At 72.6% G+C, this 22,670-nt stretch carries 21 protein-coding genes; 17 read left to right on the forward strand and 4 right to left on the reverse strand.

All coding sequences use genetic code 11. The annotated features are described in order from the left end of the window. Positions 1-9: 9 nt before the first annotated feature. The gene (locus G9Q37_RS02415; RefSeq protein ID WP_205710712.1) at positions 10-540 is read right to left on the reverse strand and encodes a PaaI family thioesterase; all 531 of its coding nucleotides are present in this window, start codon (positions 538-540) and stop codon (positions 10-12) included. 52 nt (positions 541-592) lie between these two features. Here G9Q37_RS02415 and G9Q37_RS02420 point away from each other — a divergent pair, with 52 nt between their 5' ends. The 17 genes from G9Q37_RS02420 to G9Q37_RS02505 all read left to right on the forward strand — a co-directional run bounded on the left by G9Q37_RS02420 (position 593) and on the right by G9Q37_RS02505 (position 19,672). Continuing rightward, positions 593-1,075 carry a MarR family winged helix-turn-helix transcriptional regulator gene (locus tag G9Q37_RS02420; protein ID WP_166224071.1) on the forward strand — a complete coding sequence of 161 codons (483 nt, stop codon included), beginning with the start codon at positions 593-595 and terminating at the stop codon, positions 1,073-1,075. Continuing rightward, entirely contained in the window at positions 1,062-2,282 is a 1,221-nt protein-coding gene (locus G9Q37_RS02425; RefSeq protein ID WP_166224074.1) for an MFS transporter, read from the forward strand. The genes G9Q37_RS02420 and G9Q37_RS02425 overlap by 14 nt, the downstream gene beginning before the upstream one ends. Before the next feature lie 129 nt (positions 2,283-2,411). Continuing rightward, positions 2,412-2,690, forward strand: coding sequence for a hypothetical protein (locus G9Q37_RS02430; RefSeq protein ID WP_166224077.1), 279 nt, complete (start codon positions 2,412-2,414; stop codon positions 2,688-2,690). A gap of 19 nt (positions 2,691-2,709) precedes the next feature. After that, the gene (locus G9Q37_RS02435) at positions 2,710-4,146 is read left to right on the forward strand and encodes a pilus assembly protein TadG-related protein (protein WP_166224080.1); all 1,437 of its coding nucleotides are present in this window, start codon (positions 2,710-2,712) and stop codon (positions 4,144-4,146) included. Positions 4,147-4,207: 61 nt separating this feature from the next. Beyond that, positions 4,208-5,026, forward strand: coding sequence for a hypothetical protein (locus tag G9Q37_RS02440; protein ID WP_166224083.1), 819 nt, complete (start codon positions 4,208-4,210; stop codon positions 5,024-5,026). Beyond that, the gene (locus G9Q37_RS02445) at positions 5,023-5,745 is read left to right on the forward strand and encodes a hypothetical protein (RefSeq protein ID WP_166224086.1); all 723 of its coding nucleotides are present in this window, start codon (positions 5,023-5,025) and stop codon (positions 5,743-5,745) included. Before G9Q37_RS02440 ends, G9Q37_RS02445 begins: the two co-directional genes overlap by 4 nt. Next, entirely contained in the window at positions 5,742-5,921 is a 180-nt protein-coding gene (locus G9Q37_RS02450) for a hypothetical protein (protein ID WP_166224089.1), read from the forward strand. The genes G9Q37_RS02445 and G9Q37_RS02450 overlap by 4 nt, the downstream gene beginning before the upstream one ends. A gap of 26 nt (positions 5,922-5,947) precedes the next feature. Next, positions 5,948-6,799 (forward strand): Flp pilus assembly protein CpaB, encoded by an 852-nt coding sequence (gene cpaB, locus G9Q37_RS02455; RefSeq protein WP_166224091.1) that lies wholly within the window; start codon positions 5,948-5,950, stop codon positions 6,797-6,799. A 25-nt stretch (positions 6,800-6,824) separates the two neighbouring features. Continuing rightward, positions 6,825-8,279 carry a type II and III secretion system protein family protein gene (locus tag G9Q37_RS02460; protein WP_166224093.1) on the forward strand — a complete coding sequence of 485 codons (1,455 nt, stop codon included), beginning with the start codon at positions 6,825-6,827 and terminating at the stop codon, positions 8,277-8,279. A gap of 23 nt (positions 8,280-8,302) precedes the next feature. After that, a complete protein-coding gene (locus G9Q37_RS02465) occupies positions 8,303-9,997 on the forward strand; it encodes a TadA family conjugal transfer-associated ATPase (protein WP_166224095.1) in 1,695 nt (564 codons plus the stop codon). Positions 9,998-10,002: 5 nt separating this feature from the next. Next, positions 10,003-10,857 (forward strand): type II secretion system F family protein, encoded by an 855-nt coding sequence (locus G9Q37_RS02470; RefSeq protein ID WP_166224097.1) that lies wholly within the window; start codon positions 10,003-10,005, stop codon positions 10,855-10,857. Between the two features lie 7 nt (positions 10,858-10,864). Continuing rightward, a complete protein-coding gene (locus G9Q37_RS02475) occupies positions 10,865-11,743 on the forward strand; it encodes a type II secretion system F family protein (protein WP_166224099.1) in 879 nt (292 codons plus the stop codon). A gap of 5 nt (positions 11,744-11,748) precedes the next feature. After that, on the forward strand, positions 11,749-12,963 hold the full coding sequence (locus G9Q37_RS21805) for a DUF192 domain-containing protein (protein ID WP_240936485.1): 1,215 nt from the start codon (positions 11,749-11,751) through the stop codon (positions 12,961-12,963). Between the two features lie 5 nt (positions 12,964-12,968). Then, on the forward strand, positions 12,969-17,924 hold the full coding sequence (locus tag G9Q37_RS02490; protein ID WP_166224101.1) for an RHS repeat-associated core domain-containing protein: 4,956 nt from the start codon (positions 12,969-12,971) through the stop codon (positions 17,922-17,924). Positions 17,925-17,926: 2 nt separating this feature from the next. Then, positions 17,927-18,499, forward strand: a complete 573-nt coding sequence (locus G9Q37_RS02495; protein WP_166224103.1) for a hypothetical protein — start codon at positions 17,927-17,929, stop codon at positions 18,497-18,499. Positions 18,500-18,520: 21 nt separating this feature from the next. Beyond that, positions 18,521-19,078: a hypothetical protein gene (locus tag G9Q37_RS02500; protein ID WP_166224105.1), complete on the forward strand. Its 558-nt coding sequence runs from the start codon at positions 18,521-18,523 to the stop codon at positions 19,076-19,078. A gap of 24 nt (positions 19,079-19,102) precedes the next feature. Beyond that, positions 19,103-19,672: a hypothetical protein gene (locus tag G9Q37_RS02505; RefSeq protein WP_166224107.1), complete on the forward strand. Its 570-nt coding sequence runs from the start codon at positions 19,103-19,105 to the stop codon at positions 19,670-19,672. A 6-nt stretch (positions 19,673-19,678) separates the two neighbouring features. Here G9Q37_RS02505 and G9Q37_RS02510 read toward each other — a convergent pair whose 3' ends face one another. From G9Q37_RS02510 to G9Q37_RS02520, 3 genes are read right to left on the reverse strand one after another with little or no spacing between them, the layout of a single operon-like run. Then, the gene (locus tag G9Q37_RS02510) at positions 19,679-20,608 is read right to left on the reverse strand and encodes a LysR family transcriptional regulator (protein WP_166224109.1); all 930 of its coding nucleotides are present in this window, start codon (positions 20,606-20,608) and stop codon (positions 19,679-19,681) included. Between the two features lie 10 nt (positions 20,609-20,618). Further along, entirely contained in the window at positions 20,619-21,953 is a 1,335-nt protein-coding gene (locus G9Q37_RS02515; RefSeq protein ID WP_166224111.1) for a sensor histidine kinase, read from the reverse strand. After that, complete coding sequence (locus tag G9Q37_RS02520) at positions 21,950-22,618, reverse strand: response regulator (protein WP_166224113.1); 669 nt, start codon at positions 22,616-22,618, stop codon at positions 21,950-21,952. The genes G9Q37_RS02515 and G9Q37_RS02520 overlap by 4 nt, the downstream gene beginning before the upstream one ends. Positions 22,619-22,670: the final 52 nt, after the last annotated feature.

A 22,670-nucleotide genomic window follows, 5' to 3' on the forward strand; every position in this document is an offset into this window, starting at 1 on the left:
GCCGTATTGTCAGCGCGTCTCGAAAACCAGGCAGGTCGTCGTGGCATGCGCGTACAGCGTGCCGTCGGGCCCCACCAGCCGGGCCTCGGCCGTGGCGAGCTGGCGGCCGCAGTGCACCACCTGGCCGATGGCGCGCACGCGCGGCACCTTGGGCGTGAGCGCGCGCACGATGTTCACGCCGAGTTCGGCCGTGGTGTAGGCGCGGCCGGGCGGCATCTTGGTGTGCACGGCGCAGCCCAGGGCCGAGTCGAGCAGGGTGGCGAACCAGCCGCCGTGCACCGTGCCCATGGGATTGAAATGGCGGGGCAGGGGCGTGCCCTGGAAGGTCGCGGTGCCGTCGCCCACGCCCACGATGAGGAAATCGAGCGTGGGCGCGATGGCCGCATAGGGCAGCTCGCCGCGCAGCATGGCGTGCATCAGCTCGAGGCCGCTTTTGCCCGCCACCTGATCGGGCAATGCCACGCCCGGTCCCGGGCCCTTGGCCAGTGCGGCCAGCACGGCCTCTTCGTCGGCCAGCCATTGCTGCAGGGTATCGCTCATGGAAATCTCCGATTCGGTTGCATATGCATTGATTGTAGATACAATTGATCGCATGTCAGCTGTCACACCCGCGTCAAGCAGCCCCCCGGCGGTGCGCCCGCAGGGCTGCACCAACTTCAAGCTGCGCCAGCTGGTGCGGGTGGTGGGTGCGCACTACGATGCCGAGGTCGGCAAGACCGGCCTCAAGACCACGCAGTACACGCTGCTCTCGCACATCACCAAGCTCGGCCCCATCCGGGCGGTGGAGCTCGCGCAGCAGATGCACATGAGCGCGTCCACGCTGTCGCGCAACCTGCGCCCGCTGATCGAGGCCGGCTGGGTCGAGCAGGCCCCCGGGCCCGACGCGCGCAGCTGGTTCATCCAGGCCACGCCCGAGGGACAGGCCAAGCGCAGCGAAGCCCAGCGCCGCTGGCGCGCGGCGCAGGAAGCGCTCAACGCGCGCCTGGGCCCCGAGCGCGTGGTGGCCTTGCATGCGTTGATCGACGAATCCCTGCAGATCCTCGACGAGGAAGGAGCCGGCCATGGCCTTGAATGAACCCCGCGCCCGCCTGTGGTGGCTGGTGCTGCTCGCGGCCGCGGGCACTTTTGCGCTCACCATGGGCACGCGCCAGACCATGGGCTTCTTCCTGTCGCCCATCAACACCGCCACCGGCCTGGGCGTGGCCAGCATCAGCCTGGCCTTCGCCTTCGGCCAGCTCTGGTGGGGCCTCACGCAACCGTTCGCGGGCGCCTTCGCCGACCGCGTGGGCGCGGGCCGCGTGCTGCTGCTGGGCGTGAGCCTGGTGGCGCTGGGCACCTTCCTCACGCCCTTCATGACCAGCACCTGGGGCCTGATCCTGTCGCTGGGCATCCTGGCCGCGGGCGGCGCGGGCATGGCCGGGCCTTCGGTGCTGATGGCCGCCACCAGCCGGCTGATGCCGCCCGAGCGCCGCGGCCTGGCCACGGGCGTGGTCAACGCGGGCGGCTCTTTCGGCCAGTTCCTCATGGCGCCGCTGGCCGCCGCGCTCACCGCCAGCCTGGGCTGGGTGGGGGCGCTGCAGGCGCTGGCCTTCATCGTGCTGCTGGCCCTGCCCGCGGCCCTGGTGCTGCGCGGCGGGCCGATGGCCACCGCCGGTGCGCCCGCGGCCGCGGCGCTGCCGGCGCGCGAGGCCCTGGCCCGGGCGCTGCGCCACCCGGGCTACCTCATGCTGTCGGCGGGCTTTTTCGTTTGCGGCTTCCACGTGGCCTTTCTCGCCACGCACCTGCCCGGCGTGGTCGCGGCCTGCGGCCTGCCCGCACCCGTGGGCGCCTGGGCGCTGGGCATCATCGGCCTGTTCAACATCATGGGCAGCCTGGCCATGGGCTGGGCCGTGGGGCGCTGGCGCATGAAGTCGCTGCTGTCGCTGGTGTACGCCACGCGTGGCCTCGCGGTGCTCGTGTTCCTGCTCGCGCCCAAGACCGAGGCCGTGATGCTGGTGTTCGCCGCGGTCATGGGCTTCACTTTCCTGTCGACCGTGCCGCCCACGGTGGGCCTGGTGGCCAAGTTCTTCGGCGTGGGCAACCTGGCCATGCTGTTCGGCGCGGTGATGTTCGCGCACCAGATCGGCGGCTTCCTCGGGGCCTGGCTGGGAGGGCGCGTGTTCGAGGCCACGGGCAGCTACGACTGGGTCTGGTATGTCGACATCGTGCTGGCCGTGGGCGCGGCCCTGGTGCACCTGCCCATCACCGAGGCCCGTCCCGCGCCCCGCGTTGCGGCGGCCTGAGCCATGACTTTTGTGTTTGCGATCGGCCGCGCGATACCTCCCCGATGTAATGGCTGAGCGTGCTTTCCTCCTAGCATTCGCGGCGCCACAAGGCGGCACACCGTCCGCCAGGCATTCAGGAGGGACACCATGGGTTTGCACGCACGCCGCCCTGGCCGCCGCTGTCACCGCGGCCAGGGCATGACCGAATACATCGTCATCGTCGCGCTGATCGCGGTGGCGGCGATCGCGGTCTACCAGTTCTTCGGCCAGACCATCCGCAACCAGACCGCGGGCATCGCGCTGGAGGTCTCGGGCCAGTCGGCCAGCACGGCCATTCAGCAATCCAAGACGGCCGCCGACGCGGCCCTGGCCGAAGGCAACAAGAAGAAGGGCCTGGGCAGCTACCAGAACGACGAGTCGCGCTAGTCGCGCCCGTCGCTGCGCCATGCAAGCCCCCTGCCGCTTCGCGCGCGGGCCGGGTTGCACCGGAAGAAGGCGGGGGCGGAGCGCCCGCCAGCAAGGCCAGGCGCTGGTCTACGGTCTGTTCGTCCTCGTGGGCGGGCTGGCCGCGCTGTTCTTCCTGTTCAACACCGGCCAGCTCACCCGCGAAAAAACCCAGCTCGTGAACACGGCCGACGCCGTGGCCTACAGCGCGGGCGTGATGAACGCGCGCGCCCTCAACCATGCGGCGTACACCAACCGCGCCCTGATCGCCAATGAGGTGGCCATCGCGCAAATGGTGAGCCTGTCGTCGTGGGCGCAGTATGTGCAGACGCATGCCGACAGCACGGCGCAGCTGGGCTGCTCGGTGCCCCAGTACGCCGAGCCCACGGCCAAGGCCATGCTGATGTACGCGCCCGTGTGCATCGGCCTGTACTACGCCAATGCCTATGGCTTCGTGGAGCCCGTGGCGCAGGCCGTGGAGCAGGCCACCGAGGCGGCCGTGCTGCCCGCCGAAGCGGCCAAGCTGGCCCTGCAGGCGGCCCAGGCCACCATGGCCGCGGCGCTGCCCGGCATGCGACAGGCCGTGATGGAGGAAGTGGCGCGGGCCAACTACGCCGACGACGGCGAGGTGCATGTCGATGCCGTGCCGCTGGCCGATGGCTACCTCGACTTCGACGGCCGCCCCTTCATGCACCGCTACAGCGGCGACGAACGCGAGCGCTTCAAGCAGGCCACGCTGGCCGCCGCGGGCCTCGACCCCTTCCTGCCCACGCGCAGCTGGCGCAGCGAATCGGGCTATCCCACCTGCGTCGACCTCGGGGGCGGGCACAACGACCGCGTGGAGCGCGCCGGCGGCACCACGCTGGTGGGCTACGACGAATGGCGCGCGCTCGACACGGTGTCGATCTGGCGCTTTCGGCTGCGCGGGCGCTGGGTGCCGCGCTGCCGCGCCAGCGAGCAGGCGCTGGGCGAGGGCGCGCAGGCCGCCAACACCGGCGATGGCGACGGCGACAACGGCGATGCGCCGGGCGCGCGCACCAACCCCAGAGCCACCGCGCAGGCCTCGTCGAACGACTGGCGCTACAGCGGTCTGCCGGGCTTCTTCGAGCTCTCGGCCGCCGCGCGCTCGCAGGCCGGCGGCGACCCGCGGCTGGACTTCGCGGTGCGTGTCACGCGCGCGGCCGACCAGACGCGCACCTCCGATGCGCGCGCGCAGGTGCCGGCCTCGGCGCGGCTCAACCGCTACGCCGCGCGGCCCGCGCGCGCGGTCTACGCCGGTGTGTCGGCGTCGCAGGCCTACTTCGAGCGGCCCACGCCCCGCGACGACGGCAACGCCGAACTCGCGAGCCTGTTCAACCCGTACTGGCAGGCGCGGCTGATCGACGCCTCGCCCTACCTGGGCCGCGCGGGCGCGCTGCAGGGCGTGGTGATGCCATGAGCGCCGCCGGGCCGTTCCCAAGGCGCTCAGCCCCGCAGTGCACGGCACGGAGGGTAGGCCAGTGAGCACGCCGGCCTTCCTCCTCGCGACCGTACAGAAGCCCGCGGGTCGACGGCCGCGCCAGCGCGGCCAGGCGCTCACCGAGTTCCTCGTGGTCGCGCTGGCCCTGGTGCCGCTGTTCCTGCTCATGCCCTGGGTGGCGCGCTACCAGGACGTGGCGCACAGCACCCTGCTGGCCGCGCGCCACGCGGCCTTCACCGCCATGGCGCGCCACGCCGCGGGCGGCGGCTTCGAGCCCGAAGCGCAACTCGCGAACGAGCTGCGCCAGCGCTTCTTCGCCGGCGTCGACGCACCGATCCGCAGCGGCGAGACCCCTCGCGGCGCCCCGGCGTTCTGGCAGCGGCCCGACGGCACGCCCCTGGTGCGCCCGGCCGAGGACGTGACGCTGGCCTTCGGCCCGGGCCCCGGGGGCGCCACGCACGGCGAGGCCTTCTCCGCCGCGGGCGACGGCCGCGCCTTTCCCTTGCACGGCGCGCTCTCGCTGCAAAGCCGCGGCCTCTACACCGCGCGCGTGCAGGTGCGGCTGGCCGATCTGCCGCCGGGCCTGCGGGCCTACCAGCCCTTCGATCGGATCGGCCTGGTGGTGTCGCGCCGCACCAGCCTGCTCATCGACGGCTGGGGCGCACGCGATCCCGCCCAGGTGCAGGGCCGGCTCGACAACCCGCTGGTGTTTCCCGGCAGCGTGCTGCGCCCGCTCTCGGGCCTGGTCGATCCCCTCATGCAGGCGATCGAACTGCCCGGCGGCATCGGCGCACCCCGGCTGGGCCAGCTCGACTTCTGGCAGGACGTGGTGCCGCCCGACCGCCTGCGCCAGCCATGAGCATCGACCGTCTTGCACCGCCCGGGCGGTGGCTCTGTGCGCTGGGCGTGTATGTCCTGCTGGCCGCGTCCGCGAACGCCGAGCGCCGCTGGCCCGAGCTGGCGCTGCCCGCGGCCGTGAGCCGCTCGCCGATCACCGACGGGCTGGAACTCAATGGCGTGCCGCTGCGCGTGCAAAGCCTGCGATCGGCCTTGTCGGCCCCCGCGCTCGCGGCCGCCCTGCGCGCCAGCCTGGGCGGTGCGGTGGTCGAAAGCCGCCTGGGCCGGCAACGCGTGCTGGGTCATGCCCATGGCGGCTTCTACACCACCGTGCAGATCGACGAGGGCGAGGCCGCGTCGGGTGGCTCGCGTGCCTTGCTGGTGACCGCCGACCTCGCGCGGGCGGCCGGGCAGCGCGAGCACCAGCAGGCGCTGGTGCGGCGCTGGCTGCAACGGCTGCCCGCGGGATCGCAGCTGCTGAGCCACACCCGCGCGCGCGACGGCGATCGCTGGTCGAACCAGCTTGTCTACCGCAACGGCCTGAGCCAGGCGCTCAACGCCCGAGCGCTCGGCACCGCGATGAAGGATCTGGGCATGGCGCTGCGGCACACCGCCGAGACCGGGCGCGTGCTGCTGTTCGAGGGGCCGGGCCGCGAAGCGCTGGCCGTGATCGGCCGCCTGCCCGACGGGCGCGCGAGCGTGGTGCTCACCACCGTCACCCCGCGGGAGCCGCTGCCGTGAAGGCCCGACCCCGCGCGCGCGGCCAGTCGAGCCTGGAGTACGTGGTGGTCTGCGCCGCGCTGGCCCTGGCGCTGGGCATCGGCATGGGCAGCGACGCCAGCGTGCTGGTGCAACTGCTCGACGCCCTGCGCGTGGCCTACCAGCGCTTCGGATTTGCGCTGTCGCTGCCCTGGTGAACCCCTTTGTTTTTGTCCATCCGCCCATGAAACCGCCCGCCGCCTTCACCCGCCTCAAGCCCAACCGACTCTGGATCGTGCTCGGCGTGGCCCTGTCCATCGGCCTGGCCGCCGCGCTCGGTGCGCGCAGCTACCTGGCCAGCCAGCTCGCCGCGATCGAGGCCCAGGGCAAGGGGCGGATGGTCGAGGTGGTGGTGGCCAAGGTCGACCTCGCCAAAGGCGAGCGCCTGAGCAGCGACAACCTCGCACTGCGGCCCGTGCCGGCCGACTTCGTGCACAGCCTGGCGCTGCGGCCCGAGCAGTTCGACCGCGTGGACGGCAAGGCGCTGGCGTTCGACGCCAAGGGCGGCGAAGCGATCCTGCTGGGCATGGTGGAAGGCACGCGCGTGCCCACCTTCTCCGCGCGCGTGGCCCCGGGCCGGCGTGCGCTGACGGTGCCGGTCGACGAAATCAACGCGATCTCCGGCCTGCTCGAGCCCGGCGACCTGATCGACCTCGTGCTCACGCTCGAACACCAGGGGCGCAAGCGCGTGTTCCCCTTGCTGCAGGCCGTCACGGTGATGGCCACGGGCCAGCGCGCCCTGGACGATCCGCGCAGCGGCGAGTCGCGGCTGTACGCCACGGTCACGCTCGACGCCGACCCGGCCGAGGCGCGCAACCTGATCGCCGCGCGCGAGCTCGGCAAGCTCACCGCGCTGCTGCGCCATCCCCAGGACAAGGCGCCGCTGCCCGGCGCACCGCGAGACCTGCTGGCCTGGCTCGCGGGCGGCGGCGACCCGCTTGCGCGCGAAGTGCCCGTGCTCTACGGCGGGCGCGCCGGCAAGGTGGCCGCGGGCGACCTGCACCTGGGCGCGCGCCCGGCTGAGCCCAGACCCTGACCCCACCCCTTTCACGGACCTTCCCATGCCGCATGTGCCCCGCACCGCGCCGCTGCTCGCCGCGCTGGTTCTGTTGCCATGGCCGTCGCTCGCGCGGCCGGCCGACACGCTTTATGCCGACAGCCCGCCGCCGCGCATTGGCGCGGCGCCCCCCACCCGCCGTGCCGCGCGGCCCGTGCGCCCCGCTTACGCACCCATCCGCGAGACCGAGAGCGAGGCCGCGGACGTGGCGGAGATCGAGATGTTCGTGGGCGAGTCGCGCGTGTTCCCCACGCCGGGCGTGGCACGCATCGCGGTGGGCAACGGCAGCCTGCTCACGGCCGCCGCGCTCGACGACCGCGAGGTGATCCTTTTTGCCAACGGCGCGGGCACCTCGTCGCTGTTCGTGTGGAACGCCGACGGCCGGCACCAGCGCATCAAGGTCCACATCGTCGCGGGCGACGTTGGCCGCGTGGCGCGCGAGGTCGCGGCCTTCCTGGGCGCCATTCCCAACGCGCGCGCCTCGGTGATCGGCGACAAGGTGATCGTCGAGGGCGAGCAGCTCTCCGACCTCGACCTCGCGAAGATCGAGGTGCTGGCCAAGACCTACCCGCAGATCGTCAACTTCACCAACCGCCTCGGCTGGGAGCAGATGGTGCTCATGGACGTGAAGGTGGTCGAGTTCCCCGTCAACGAGCTGCGCGAGATCGGGCTGAAGTGGACGGCCATGGGCGGCGCGGCCGTGGGCGGCATCTGGTCGCCCGGGCACCGCGGCCCGGTGGCGCCCTACCAGATCGGCGTGCCCTCGGGCACCGGCGGCCTGCCCATCACCAACGCCGACGGTTCGGCCAGCGGCATTCCCGTGCCGCGCGCGCTCACGCTGCTCAGCGCGGTCAACGCGGGCCTGGGCGCGCAGCTCAACCTGCTGCTGCAGAACGGCCACAGCACCGTGCTCGCCGAGCCGCAGCTGTCGGCGCGCAACGGCGCCAAGGCGAGCTTTCTCGCGGGCGGCGAATACCCGTACACCGTGTCCACGGTCAACGGGCCCACGGTGCTGTTCAAGCCCTATGGCGTGCGGCTCGACATCCAGCCGCGCGTCGACGCGAGCGGTGTGATCCGCGCGACCGTCGAGACCGAGGTGAGCCAGATCGATCCCTCGGTGAGCACGCCCGCGGGGCCGGCGCTGCTGTCGCGCAAGACCAGCACCGAGTTCAACGTGCGCGACGGCCAGACCCTGGTGCTCAGCGGCCTGATCCAGCGCGAGCAGGCCGGCCAGGTCGACAAGGTGCCGCTGCTGGGCGACCTGCCCGTGCTCGGCGCGCTGTTCCGCTCGCGGCGCTTCCAGAACAAGGAGACCGAGCTGGTCGTCTTCGTCACGCCCACCGTGGTCGATGCGCACACGCCCGCGCTGGCCGAGCGCGTGCAGCGCACCGGCGAGCGCCTGCGCTCGCAACTGGGCCCGCCGCCGCACCTGAGCGAGCCCTTGCAGCCCCTTCCCTGAGCCCCCATCCCCTGGAGACCCCCATGTTGGAGATACAGATCGAGTTCCCCGACGGCAGCCAGCACACCCTGCAGGCGCCCGACGATTGCGGCATCGGCAAGGGCGCGCACAACGAGGTGCGGCTCGACAGCTGGCGCGTGGGCAAGGAGCACGCACGGCTGTTCGCCACGCCCGCTGGGTTGCTGATCGAAGACATGGGCGCGCTCGGCGGCGTGCTGGTCAATGGCAGCCGCATTGACGCGCAGCACGGTCCGCTGCAGCCGCACGATGTGATCGGCATCGGCCCGTTCCGCCTGCGGGTGTCGCAGCGCGCGGCAGCGCCCGCGCCCGCGGTCGAGGCCGCTGCGCCGCAAAGCGCGCCCCCGCCGTGCCCGGTGCCCGACGCCACGCCCACACCTGCGCCCGCTTCGGACCGCGAGACCCTGCAGCGCGGCTTCGAATGGCGCCGGCGCATCCACGGCAAGCTGATCGACACCATGGACCTGCGCCGCCACGACGTGTCCGCCATGAGCGACGATCGCCTGCGCCGCGAAACCGAGAACCTCTTGCGCCAGATCCTGGCCGAGCTCGACCCCGAGATCCCGCCCGACATCGACCGCGCGCTGCTGTGCCGCCAGGTGCTCGACGAGGCCATCGGCCTGGGGCCGCTCGAAGCCCTGCTGGCCGACGAGGGCGTGACCGAGATCATGGTCAACCGCCACGACGAGATCTACATCGAACAGGCCGGCCGCCTGCGGCGCCACCCGCTGAGCTTCACGGGCGACCGCGCGGTCATGGGCGTCATTGAACGCATCGTGGCGCCGCTTGGCCGGCGCATCGACGAATCCTCGCCCATGGTGGACGCGCGGCTCAAGGACGGCTCGCGCGTGAACGCCATCATCCCGCCGCTGGCGCTCAAGGGCGCCTGCCTCACCATCCGCAAGTTCGCGCGCCACAAGCTCACCGCCGACGACCTCGTGCGCTTCGGCTCCATCAGCCCCGCGATGGCGCGCTTCCTCGAGGTCTGCGTGGTGGCGCGCAAGAACGTGGTGGTCTCGGGCGGCACCGGCTCGGGCAAGACCACGCTGCTCAACATCCTGTCCAACTTCATCCCCGCGGGCGAGCGCATCGTCACGGTCGAAGACGCGGCCGAACTGCGGCTGCACCACGAGCACCTGGTGAGCCTCGAATCGCGGCCCGCGAACGCCGAGGGCAAGGGCGCGGTGCCGATCCGCGAGCTCGTGCGCAACACGCTGCGCATGCGGCCCGACCGCATCGTCGTGGGCGAATGCCGCGGCGGCGAAACCCTGGACATGCTGCAGGCCATGAACACGGGCCACGACGGCTCGCTCACCACCCTGCACGCCAACACGCCGCGCGATGCGCTCGCGCGGCTCGAAACCATGGTGCTGATGGCGGGCATGGACCTGCCGCTCACGGCCATCCGCGAGCAGGTGGCCTCGGCCGTGCACCTGATCGTGCAGCAGACGCGGTTCGCCTGCGGCTCGCGCCGCGTCACGAGCATCACCGAGGTCTGCGGCATGGAAAGCGGCAAGCTGCAGCTGCAGGAGCTGTTCCGCTTCGAGCCCCAGGGCTATGGCGGGCCCGACGGCCGCATGCGCGGGCACTTCACGGGCTGCGACGCCGTGCCCTCGTTCTACGAAACCCTGCGCGCCCTGGGCCAGGCGCCCGCGCTCGACATCTTCAAGCCGGTGACCGCGCCGGTGCACGAGGGCTGAGCGCGATGAATGCCCGCCTGTGGCTCATCACCGCCGTGGTGGCGGTCTCGGCCGCGCTGCTGGCCTGGTTCGTGATCGATGTCGGCACCGGTTCGCTCGCGCGTTACCGCGCGGCCTTCACCGAACGCACGCGCTTCCAGGCGCAGGAGTTCTTCCTGTTCATCGAGCCGCAAAAGCTCTTCGTGGCCAACCTCGCGGTGATGGCCCTGGGTGCGCTGCTCACCTGGTTGCTCACCGGCAGCGCGTGGCTGGCGCTGCCCGCGTTCTTCGCGCTGGCCCTGCTGCCGCGCTGGGTGTACGCCACGCTGCGCGCGCGCCGCCTGCGCTGCTTCGAGCACCAGCTGCCCGACGCGCTGATGATGCTCGCGGGCGGCATGCGCGCGGGCGTGGGGCTGACCTCGGCGCTGCAGCAACTGGTGGCCGAAAGCGCCCCGCCCCTGGCCCAGGAGTTCGCGCTGCTGCTGCGCGAGCAGCGCCTGGGCGTCACGCTCGAGCAGGCGCTGACGCACCTGGCGCGGCGCATACCCACGCCCACCACGACGCTGGTGGTCTCGGCCATGCGCGTGGCCACCGAGACCGGCGGCGCGCTGGCCGAAACGCTGGAGCGCACATCGCACACGCTGCGCGCGCGCCTGCAGATGGAGGGCAAGATCGGCGCGCTCACCGCCCAGGGCCGGCTGCAGGCCTGGGTGGTGGGCCTGCTGCCGCTGCTGCTCATGGCCGTGCTCAACCGCATGGAGCCCGAGGCCATGGCGCTGCTGTGGCACACGCCCCTGGGCTGGGGCACGCTCGCGCTCATCGGCGTGCTCGAGGTGCTGGGCATCGTGGTGATCCGCCGCATCGTCGCCATCGACGTCTGAGCCCGCCATGCTGACCCTGATCGCCCTGGGTTTTGCCGTGCCGGTGGCGCTGATCGCGTGGGTGCTCGCGCGCGCCGCGGCCGCCGTGCCCGACGAAGACCGCCAGTACAAGGACGCACCGCCGCTGGGCTTTCGCCTCGTGTGGTGGCCGATCCAGTGGATCAGCCACTACCTGGAGCCCCTGCTCACCGACCGCGCGCAGGGCGCGCTCGCCGCGCGCTTGCGCAAGGCCGGGCTCGACTACACCATCCACCCGGCGCAGTTCGTGGCCGCGCGCACCGTGGGCGCGCTCGCGGTCGCGGCGCTCGCGGCCTGGGGCGTTCACGCGATCGCGCCCGCGCGGCCCCAACTGTTGCTGCAGGCCTTGCCCGCGGGCGCGCTGCTGGGCTGGCTCTGGCCGGGCCTGTGGCTGCGCGACCGGCTCCAGGCGCGCCAGCGCGAATTGCTCAAGACGCTGCCGTTCTTCCTCGACCTCGTCACCCTGTGCGTCGAAGCCGGGTTGAACCTGCAGGGCGCGCTGGTGCAGGCCGTGGCCAAGGGCCCGCCCGGCGTGCTCAACGACGACATCCAGCGCGTGCTGCGCGACATCCGCGCCGGCAAGCCGCGCGCCGAGGCGCTGCGCGCCATGGCGCAACGCCTGGACGAGCCCGTGGTGGGCCACTTCGTGACCGCGGTGGTGCAGGCCGAGAGCATGGGCATGAACCTCGGGCCGGTGCTGCGCGCACAGGCCGACCAACGCCGCAGCGAACGCTTCCTGCGCGCCGAAAAGCTCGCCATGGAAGCGCCCGTGAAGATGCTCTTCCCGCTGCTGGCCTTCATCTTTCCCTGCACCTTCATCGTGCTGTTCTTCCCGATCGCGATGAAGTTCATGCACTCGGGCCTGTGAGCGCCATGGCCGCCCCCCGACCCCGCGCCGTGCTGCACACCGCCACCGGCCGGCACCCCCTGCACCTGCATCTGGCCGACCGCTTTCTGTCGCGCACGCGTGGCCTCCTGTTCGCGCCGCCGCTGCCTGATGGCCAGGGCCTGCTGCTGTTGCGCTGCGCCAGCGTGCACACCGGCTTCATGCGTTCTTCGATCGACGTGGTCTACCTCGATGCCGGTGGTGCGGTGCTGCGCTGCGTGCCCGAGCTGGCACCCTGGCGCCTGAGCGCCTGCGGCCCGCTGCCGCCGGGCCGCGGCCGGCACACGCTCGAACTGCCCGCGGGCAGCATCGAGCGCCTGGGCCTGCGCCCCGGCGACCGGCTCGAACACCCGCTGTTCGCCACCGGCCTGCCGCGCCCTTCACGCCCGCGCACGCCGCGGCGCGAACGCGGGGCGACCCTGGTGGAGTTCACCGTGGTGGGGCCGGTGATCACGCTGCTGGGCCTGGCGCTGCTGCAATACGGCCTGCTGTTTTTCGCGCGCAATGGCTTCAACCACGCGGCCTTCATGGCCGCGCGCGCGGGCGCGGTGGGCAATGCCAGCCTGGCCAGCGTGCAGGCGGCCTACGTGCGCGCGCTGGTGCCGCTGTACGGCGGTGGCCGCGACAGCGCGGAGCTCGCGCAGGCCCATGCGCGGGCCGCGGCCGACGTGGCGGCCCACACCCGCATCGAGCTGCTCAACCCCAGCCGCGCCAGCTTCGACGACTGGAACGACCCTGCGCTGCAGCGCGCGCTGGGGCAGGGCCGGCGCGTCATTCCCCACGCGAACATGGCCTTCAGGAACCCGGCCGAGGTGCGTGCGTCTTCGGGCCAGAACATCCACGACGCCAACCTGATCCGGCTGCGCATCACCCAGGGCTACGCACCCCCGGTGCCGCTGGTGCGCCAGCTCTACAGCCAGTACCTGCGCTGGCAGGACCCGGGCACCGACGCCTTCCGCACGCAACTGATCGCGGCCGGGCGCATCCCCATCGTGGCGCACGTGACCCTGCAGATGCAGTCCGATGCGATCGAGCCCGACACGCCCTCGACGCAGCCCGCGGGCGAGGGCGGCGGCACGCCGGCCGGCGAGGGCGGTGCGGGTGGTGGCGGTGGCGCGGGCGGGGGCACGGACCCGGGTCCGTCCGATGGCGCTGGCGACCCGGGCGGGGGTGGTTCGGCCGTGTGTGGCGTAGCGGGGTGAGCACCATGAAACGGACCATGGCCTTGCTGGCCCTGCTGCTGTGCACGACCCTGGCGGCCCACGCCGCCTGCGACCCCACCCAGATGTGCTGCGCCGGCGGCGACGGCGCGGGCCTGGGCAGCCCCTGCGGCGGCGCGGGCGTGGCCACGCTGGGCAATGCCTCGGGCACCGACCAGGGCGTGGGCAACCCGATCCACGTCATCGGCGGCAACAAGCACCAGCGCGAGGTCGACATGGCCGCGCTGCCCGGCGTGCTCGGGCTCGAACTCGTGCGCCACTACAACAGCGCCGAACACGGCAAGGGCGTGCTCGGGCGCGGCTGGCGGCTGAGCTACGAGAGCGAACTCAGCGTGCGCGGCGACGGCCTGCAGATCGTGCAGGGCGACGGCACGCGGCTGCGCTTCGAGCGCGTGCCCCAGCGCCCCGACACCTACCGCACCCGCGAGCCCCTGCAAGGCCGGGTGCGCGCGCAGGCCGTGGCCGGCGGCACCCAACACGTCTGGACCTGGGCCGACGGCCGCGAACTGCGCTTCGACCCCCGGGGCCGGCTCGAACAGATCCGCGTGCCCAGCGGCGAATTCCTGAGCCTGCGCCACGACGAACGCGGCTGGCTGCGCGAGGTCATCGACCCCGCGGGGCGGCGGCTCGTGCTGCACTACCCGGGCCGCCGCGGCGAACACAGCGAAGACGGCTTCCGCGGCGTGTACGCCATCGACACCCCCGTGGGCCGTTTCGGCTACGCGCACGGCGCCGCGCTGCCCGCGGGCTCGCGCGCCGACCCGCGCGAACGCATCGCCAGCCTGGTGCGCGTCACCGCCCCCGCCGCCGCGGGCCAGCCCGCGCGCGTGCGCCACTACCACCACGAAGACCCGCGCTGGCCCGTGCTGCTCACCGGCATCAGCGAACAGCAGGGCGAGCCGCCCCCGCAGCGCCTGAGCACCTGGGCCTACGACGCGCAGGGCCGCGCCGTGCTCAGCTTCAAGGGCGAGCGCCGCGCCGGTGCACCCGGCCTCGAACAGGTGCGCCTGCAATGGCTGCCCACGCACGGCGGCCGCGCCGGCCAGGGCCACACCCGGCTCACCAACAGCCTGGGCCAGACCACCGACTACACCACGGCCCTCGTGGCGGGCCAGCCGCGCATCCTGCAGGTGCGCGGCGCGGGCTGCGCCGCCTGCGGGCCGGCCAACGTGCGCTACGCCTATGACCGCCTGGGCCGGCTCGTCGAAGAAACCCGGCTCGACGCGCGCGGCCGGCCCGTGCTCACCCAGCGCAGCGAGCGCGACGCGCAGGGCCGCGTCACGCAGCGCAGCCTCGTGCGCTACCGCCGCGGCCGGCCCCTGCCCGCGCAATGGCGCGTGCGCTACGCCTACGCGCCGCTCGACACGAGCGACCCCGACGCGCTGCCCGAGCCGCAGCCGCTGCGCATCGAGCGCCCGAGCGTGGTGGCGGGGCGGGTGCACACGCTGCGTCTGGCCTACAACGCGGCGCGGCAGCTGCTGCGGGTGGACGAGAGCGGGTACAGCCCGGTGGACGGGCAAGGCCGCGTCGTGCCCAACGGCGTGGCGATCGAACGCAGCACCGGATACGGCTACGCGACCATCAACGGGCGCAGCGTGCGCGTGCAACAGGACGGGCCCCTGCCCAACGGGCCGCTGAACAGCCCGGCCGACTCGGACATCACGCGCTACGGCTGGGACGCGCGCGGCGACCGGGTGGTGCAGATCACAGGGCCGGGGGGTGAGGGGGTGCGCATGGCGCGCGAGCCGGACACGGGCCGTTTGCGGCAGGCGCCTGAGGCCGCCGGCCACGGCGCGCCTGCCATCCGCGAAGCCTTCGACGCCGCAGGCCGGCTGCTGTGGCAGGCCGACGCGCGCGGCATCCTGCGCCAGGCAAGCTACGACTGCGAAGGCCATCTGCTCGCCACGCGCGTCGTCGGCGCCGGCATCGACCAGCAGGAGCGCTACGAGCGCGATGCCCGGGGCCGCCTGCGGCGCGTGAGCGACGACAGCAGCGCGCATACCGATCTCGTGCGCGACGAAGACGGGCGCCTCGTGGCGAGCATCGATCCCCTGGGCCGCTGGACCCGCTACGAGCGCGAGGCCGCCGCCTTGCGCGTGGTGCAGGCGGCCAACACCCATCAGCCGCTGACCTTGCACCACGCCATCGACGCGCAGGGGCGCTGGCACACCCTCGGCGCCGAGGCCCACGACGGCCGGCGCGTGCTGCGGCGCGTGACGCACCGGCGCTGGTGGGACGACTTCGGCCGCGAGGTCGCGGTGGAGCACCCCGACAGCGGCCGCGAGCTGCGCCGCTTCGACGCCATGGACCGCCTGGTGGGCATGCTGCCCGCCGATGGCAGCCGGATCACGCTCGAGCGCGACACGGCGGGACGCCTCGTGCAGCGCCGGGTGACGCCGCCCGCGGGCAGCGCGAACACGCCCGCGCAGACCGTGCACTACCGCTACCAGGGCGGCGCGCTCGCGGCCGTCGAAGGGCCCGAGCAGACCGAGCGCTACGCGCGCGACGAACAAGGCCACGTGGTCGAGAAGGCCGTGTCGCTGCGGCTCAACGACGGTCGCTGGGTGCGCAGCACCACCCGCTACCGCCGCGACGACCAGGGCCTGCTGGCCGCGCAAAGCCTGCCCGACGGCAGCGAGCTGCAGTTCGAGCGCAACGGCCAGGGCCAGGTGGTGGCGCTGCATTGGCAGGCCGGGCCGTGGGCGCCGTTCGGCGCGGGCCGCGTGACCCTGGCCCGCGACCTGCGGCGCGACCTCATCGGTCTCACGCACATCGCCTACGGCAACGGCATCGAAGGCGATTGGCAGCGCAGCCGCCAGGGTGTGCTGTCGCGCGTGGCGTACACGGCCGCGCCGCACACCGCGCCCGGCCCGCGCGAGCCCCGCGGGCTGTGGGACAGCCGCCTGCGCTTCGATGCCGCGGGCAACGTGCTGATGAGCCGCGACGACGCGAGCGGCCTCGGGGCCGGCGTGGCGCAACTGGCGCTCGCCTACGGCCCGCAGGACCAGTTGCTGCAGGCGGTGCGAAACGCCGGACCCGACGCCCCCGCCACCACCTGGCGCTACCACCACGACAGCCTGGGCGATCGGCTGCTCGCCCAGCAGCCCGGACCCGGTGGCGGTGCGGCGCCCACTGAGCGCGACCCGGGCCGCGACCTGCCACGCGATGGCGCGGGACGGGTGCTGCGCGACGGCACGCGGCAGTACGCCTGGGACGTCCTGGGCCGGCTGACCGGCGTCACGCAGGCGGGCGAGACCACCCGCTACCGCCACGACCACCGCGGACTGCGCGTGGCCGAGCGGGGCCGGCGCTCGCAACACCACCTGCACGACGACGCGCGCCACCGCATCGCCGACCTCGATGCACAAGGCCGCATCACGCGCCAGTACGTGTGGCTGGGCGAGCGGCTGCTCGCGGTGATCGACCCGCCCCAGCCCGTGCCGCTGCGCGCGCCGGCCGAGGGCGTGTGGCAGGCGCTGGGCCGCGCCGCGGCGCTGGCCTGGCAGGGCCTGCGCGGCGCGCGGCCGGCGATACGCTACGTGCATGCCAACCACCTGGGCGCGCCCGTGGCGGCCACCGACGAGCGCGGTGCGACGCTGTGGACCGCGGTGTACACGCCCTTCGGTCAGCGCCTGCCCGCTCCGTGGAGCCTGTCGCGCGGCGGCTTCCGGCTCGACCTGCGCCTGCCCGGGCAATGGGAAGACGAGGCCACCGGCCTGCACGCCAACGACCAGCGCGTCTACGACCCGCAGGCCGGGCGCTACCTCAGCCCCGACCCCCTGGGCCTGGCGGGCGGGCTCAACGCCTACGCCTACGTGGGCAACAACCCGCTGGGCCACGTGGATCCGCTCGGGCTGGTGCTGTTCGCCTTCGATGGCACGGACAACACCAACGACGAGGAATGGCTGCGGGCGCGTGGGGGGTCGGTGTCGAACGTGTGGCGGTTCAGGCAGCTGTACGCCGATGGTTCGGCGCGCTACATCACCGGCGTGGGCACGCTGCACCGCGACCCGAACTACGGCGACATCGTGCCGCCCTGGCTGGACAACGCCCTCAATTACTCGGGCGTGGCGCGCATCGACCGCATGCTGCGGTACTTCAACGACGAGGCCGATCTCGCGCTCGACGACGACGCCGCGATGGCGGTCGACATCGTCGGCTTCAGCCGCGGCGCGTCCGAGGCGCGCGACTTCGCGAACCAGATCGTGGCCGCGACGCGCGATGGCTTCTACCACTACACGGCGATCGGCAGCGACGGCGCGCCGCAGGCCCGCTGCCAGCGCGTGGACCTGCGCTTCATGGGCCTGTTCGACACAGTGCTCAGCACAAACGCCGGCCGCGACTACCAGCTCGCGATCCCCGACGCTTTCACCCACGTGGCGCAGGCCGTGGCCTTGAACGAGTACCGGGGCAACACCCTGCATCCCTACGGGTCGGTGGGCGCCTTCCCGCTGGAATCGATTGCCCAGGCGGCGAACGGTCCCGAGGAGCCCGGGCCGGGGCGCACGCGCATCGAGCGGGGGTTTGTGGGCGCGCACGCCGACATCGGCGGGGGCTTTGGGGAAAGCGAGAACCAGCTGGCCAGGGTGGCGCTGGTGTGGATGGTCGAGCAGGCCGAGGCGGCGGGGATCAGGATGCAGGAGGCCCCCTCCACGGTCATGGCGAACCCGGTCGTTCACGACCGCAGCAACAGCATCCTGACCGGCGCACCCGATCCCGGCGCCGAAGACCGTCAGGTGCGCTACGGCGGCGGTGATCGCGCCACCCAGCGCCAGATGCCCTTCGTCTCGGGCATGAGCTGGGCCGACACCGGGGCCTTCATCGACTACCTGCCGCCCGACGACCCGCAACGGCAGCGCTTCGTGACCGGCACGGTGGACATGGCGGGCTACCTCGACTGGTTGAACCGCAACGGCTACGGCCTGAACCTGAAAGTGGAGTGACGATGGACCCTTTGAACGACGAACAAGCGGCGCGCCGCCGGTGGCTGGCGCTGATGTCCCTATGTTTCTGCGGCCCAGGGTGCACCACGGGCACTGTGGACTCGGAAGCAGGGGGCGTGGATCAGCAGCGGCGGTTTCGCGGGATCGGGCTGGTGCTGGTGGTGGATGCGGTGCCGGGGGTGGAGATGGCCGGCGTGGTGTTCGAGGACGACAAAGGCGCGACCGTATATGCGAAGTCGGTTTTAAGCAGGAGAACCCGCGAAATCATGGCCTTCGGCAGCACGCGAGTGCCTTTGTTCGTGCGGGTCCTGTGGCGTGACCACCCCAAACCCGTCTGGGGCCGCCAGGGCAGCATCGACTACGAGGGTCCCATCATCGGCGACCACACCGTGCCCGTCGCCGCCCGCATCCCCGACGCGGTCCTGCGCGACATCCGCGCCAAGCCCGGCAGCCTGCGCCTGAAGTTCCGCCTCAAACCCGACGGCGTGCTGTTCGGCTGGGACATCGAGCGCGATGGCGGCGGTGTCTCGCGCTTCGACAGCCCGGGCGGGGATTTTCTGGAAACGCGGTACTGAGCGGTAGACAAGGGCACAACCATGCAATCCAAACGAACGCTTTGCCTGGCGCGCCGCCAGTGGTTCGCCGTGATATCCCTGTGTTTCTACAGCGCAGGCTGCACCACGGGTCCGGATGCGCCAACCGTGGACCAGCAGCGGCGGTTTCGCGGGGTCGGGCTGGTGCTGGTGGTGGACGCGGTGCCGGGGGCAGAGATGGAGGGCGTTACCTTCCACGACGAACGGGGAACGTTGATCTTCGCCTCGGCGGTCGTGGCCAGGCGCAACCGAGCGATCATGGCCACCGGCGCCACCCATGTGCCGGAAACGGTTCACGTGGTCTGGCGACAGAACGGGCAATACGACTTCAGCCGCGCCACCTGGTACGGCGGGACGGTCCTCGGTGACCACTCTGTGCCCGTCGCCGCCCGCATCCCCGACGCGGTCCTGCGCGACATCCGCGCCAAGCCGGGCAGCCTGCGCCTGAAGTTCCGCCTCAAACCCGACGGCGTGCTGTTCGGCTGGGACATCGAGCGCGATGGCGGCGGTGTCTCGCGCTTCGACAGCCCGGGCGGGGATTTTCTGGAAACGCGGTACTGAGCGGCCGCGGCCGCGGGAGTGACGATGGGACGCGAACGCAAGAATCCACAAGCGCCGGGCAGTCCCTGGTCGGGGTTGATGCCCTCGGGCGTGACGCCCACGGGCGGGGCGCCGACCGACACCGGCACGCCCCTGAGGCCGGCCGATCTGGTGCGGCGCTTTCGCGGCATGGACTGGTTGATGCTGGTCGATGCGGTGCCCGACACCCGCATGCACAGCGTCACCTTCCACGACGACCTCGGGGCCCTGATCCATGCCTCGGCGCGGGTGACGAGCCGCTACCGCGAGATCCGCGCCTTCGTGCAGCGGCGCGTGCCGCTGAGCCTGCGGGTGGTGTGGCGCCAATGCGGCCACTGCCCGGCGGAGCGCATCGCCTGGGTCGACGACGGCGCGATCGGCGACCACACCGTGCCCGTGGCGGCCCGCATCCCCGACGCAGTACTGATCGACCTGAAGGCCAGGCCCGGCAGCTTGCGCCTGAAATTCCGGCTCGCGCCCGAGGGCGTGCTGTTCGGCTGGGACGTGGAGCGCTACAGCCGCGGCGTCGTGCGCTTCGACTGCCCGGGCGGCGATTTTTCGGAGGCGCGCCGCTGAGCCCGCTCAGGCCACGCAGATCGACAGCGCCTGGTCGACGCGCGCGCGCGTGCTCTGCGTGAGGTGGTCGAGAAACACCTGGGTGCGCCGCGGCACGAATTTGCGGCTGGGCAGGGCGGCATAGAGCGTGAGGCGGTTGGTGATCCAGGGGCTGAGCACGCGCACCAGATCGCCGTCGGCCAGCAGCGGCGCGGCGAGCTCCACCGAGGTGGCGGTGATGCCCGCTCCGTCCAGCGCGGCATGCATCAGCGTGTCGGTGTGGTTGGCCCAGAGCACGGGCTGCACGTCGATCTCGACCGCGCGGTCTTTTTCGTTCGCATTGAGCAGACGCCACTTGCGCGAGCGCCCGCCCGCGGGCTTGAGGCGCAGCACGTCGTGCTGCGCGAGGTCTTCGGGCGTGGCGGGCAGGCCGCGGCGCGCGATGTACTCGGGCGAGGCGAGCAGGATGCCTTCGGTGCTGATGACCTTGCGCGCGATCACGTTGGCGTCGAAGCTGCCGTCGGCGCCGATCAGGGTGACGTCGTAGTCCTCCACCGGCGGCTCGCGGTGGGTCTCGACGTCGATGTCGAGCCGGATCTTGGGGTAGGCCTGCCGAAAGCCCGCGACCATGGGCGCGAGCACGTGGGTGGCCAGCACCGGCGGCGCGAGCACGCGCAGCACGCCCGCGAGTTCCTGGGTCTGCGAACTCACGAGCGCGCTGGCTTCTTCGAGGTCGAGCAGGATCTGGCGCACGCGGTCGAGGTAGATCTCACCCGCTTCGGTGAGCGAGACGCGCCGCGTGGTGCGGTGCAGCAGCCGCGTGCCCAGGTGGTCTTCGAGGTCGGCCACCAGGCGCGTGACCACGGCGGGGGAGAGGTCCATGGCGCGGGCGGCGGCCGCAAAGCCGCCCTCGTCCACCACCTTCTGGAAGGTGCGCATCGAATGCAATCGGTCCATGGGCCGGAGCTTAACCGCGCAGCGGCAGGCCCACGCGCACGCGCAGGCCGCCGCCCTCGGCCCCGTCGAGCTGCAGCTGACCGCCGTGGCGCTGCACGATCTGGTGCACGATGGCCAGCCCGAGGCCGCTGCCCGTGGTCTGTTCGGGGCGCAGGCGCGCAAAGCGCTGCAGCGCGCGCTCGCGGTCGGGCGCGGCGATGCCGGGCCCGTTGTCGCTCACGGCCAGCCAGGCCCAGCCGTCGCGCGCGCGCACCTCCACATCCACGCGGCTGCCGCGCGGCGTGTGGCGCAGGGCGTTGTCGATGAGGTTGTCGACCAGCACACGCAGGTCGTGCGGGTCGCCCATCACGTCCAGCGGCTCGCTGGGCGACAGGCCCAGGTCGACCTCGCGCTCGTCGGCGCGCGCCGAGAAGCTACCCACCGCCTCGGCGGCGAGGCGGTCCAGCCGCAGCGGCTCGGGGCGGTGCTCGCGCACGCCGGGTTCGAGCCGTGCGATCTGCAGCAGCTGGGCCACCAGGTGGGTGGCGCGCGCGATGCCGCGGTCGAGCTCGTCGAAGGCCGCACGGCGCTGCGCCTCGGTCTCGGCGCTGCGGCGCGCGAGCTGGGCCTGCAGCTTGATCGCGGCCAGCGGCGTGTTGAGCTCGTGGGCCACGTCGGCGAGCAGCGCGCGCTGGTCGTTGAGCAGGGTGTCCACGCGCGCGAGCAGCGAGTTGAGCGCGTCGCCCAGCGGCACCAGTTCGTCGGGCAGGGCCTGGGTGGCCACGGGGTGCAGGTGCTGCACGTCGCGCCGGCGCAGGTCGCGCCCCCAGGCATCGAGCGGGGCGAGGGCGCTGTTGACGGCGGTGGGCATGAGCAGCCACATCACCGCCACCAGCAGCGCCAGCGGCGCCAGCAGCCAGGGCACGAATTCGGCGAAGCGCGCGAGGCGGTCGGCCGAGGTCACGGCCACCTGCACGGTCTGGCGCGGATCGGCGAGGGTGTAGACGCGCCATTCCTCGCCGCCCCAGGGCACCACGTGCAGCCCGGGCGGCTGCAGCGCGGGCCCGCCGCCCGCGAGCGAGCTGTACAGCAGCCGGCCATCGGGGCTCCAGATCTGGGTCGTGAAGTGACCGAGGTCGCTCGAGATGGGCTGCGAAGTGGCCAGGGCGTCTGCGGCCGCGCCGGGGTCGCCGGGCGGGGGCACGCCGTGGCGCACCACCGAGTGCGCGATCAGCTGCAGGCTGTTGTCGCGCACATCGTTGAACGCGCCCCAGGCCAGGTGGTGGGTGAGCAGGCCTTCGAGCACGGCCGCAACGATCAGCGCGCCCACCTGCCACGACAGCAGGCGCTGGCGGATCGACCTCATGCCGGACCCGGTTCGACCAGCTTGTAGCCCACGCCGCGCACGTTGCGTATCCAGGCCGCGCCGAGCTTGCGGCGCAGGTGGTGCAGGTGCACTTCGATGGCGTTGCTCGCGACCTCGTCCTGCCACGAGTACAGGCGCTGCTCGAGCTGCTCGCGCGAGAGCACGTGGCCGGGGCGTTCCATGAGCGCGGCCAGCAGGTCGAACTCGCGCGGAGAGAGCTGCACGGGCTGGCCCTCGAGCGTGACCTCGCGGCGCTGCGGCTGCAGCATGAGCGCGCCCAGCCGCATTTCGGGCTGGGGCCGGCCCTGGCGGCGCCGCGCCAGCGCGTGCACGCGCGCGATCAGCTCGTCGAGATCGAAGGGTTTGGTGAGGTAATCGTCGGCGCCCAGGTTCAGGCCGGTCACGCGGTCGTTCACGCCGTCGCGCGCCGACACCACCAGCACCGGGATGTCGTGCTGGTCGGCGCGCAGCCAACGCAGCAGCTGAAGGCCGTCCTGGCGTGGCAGGCCGATGTCGAGCACCAGCACCTCGTGGCCGCCGGCCTCGAGCGCGGTCTGGGCCTCGACGCCGTCGCGCACCCAGTCGACCGCGAAGCCGGCCATGCCCAAGCCACGCTCTAGGCCGGGTCCGAGCATGGGATCGTCTTCGGCGAGCAGGATTCGCATGAACCGAGAGTGTGCGCGAAAAAGCGCGTGTCCCGCGACCCCGTCGGCGGCG

The organism is Hydrogenophaga crocea, from assembly GCF_011388215.1.
Lineage (GTDB): Bacteria > Pseudomonadota > Gammaproteobacteria > Burkholderiales > Burkholderiaceae_C > Hydrogenophaga > Hydrogenophaga crocea.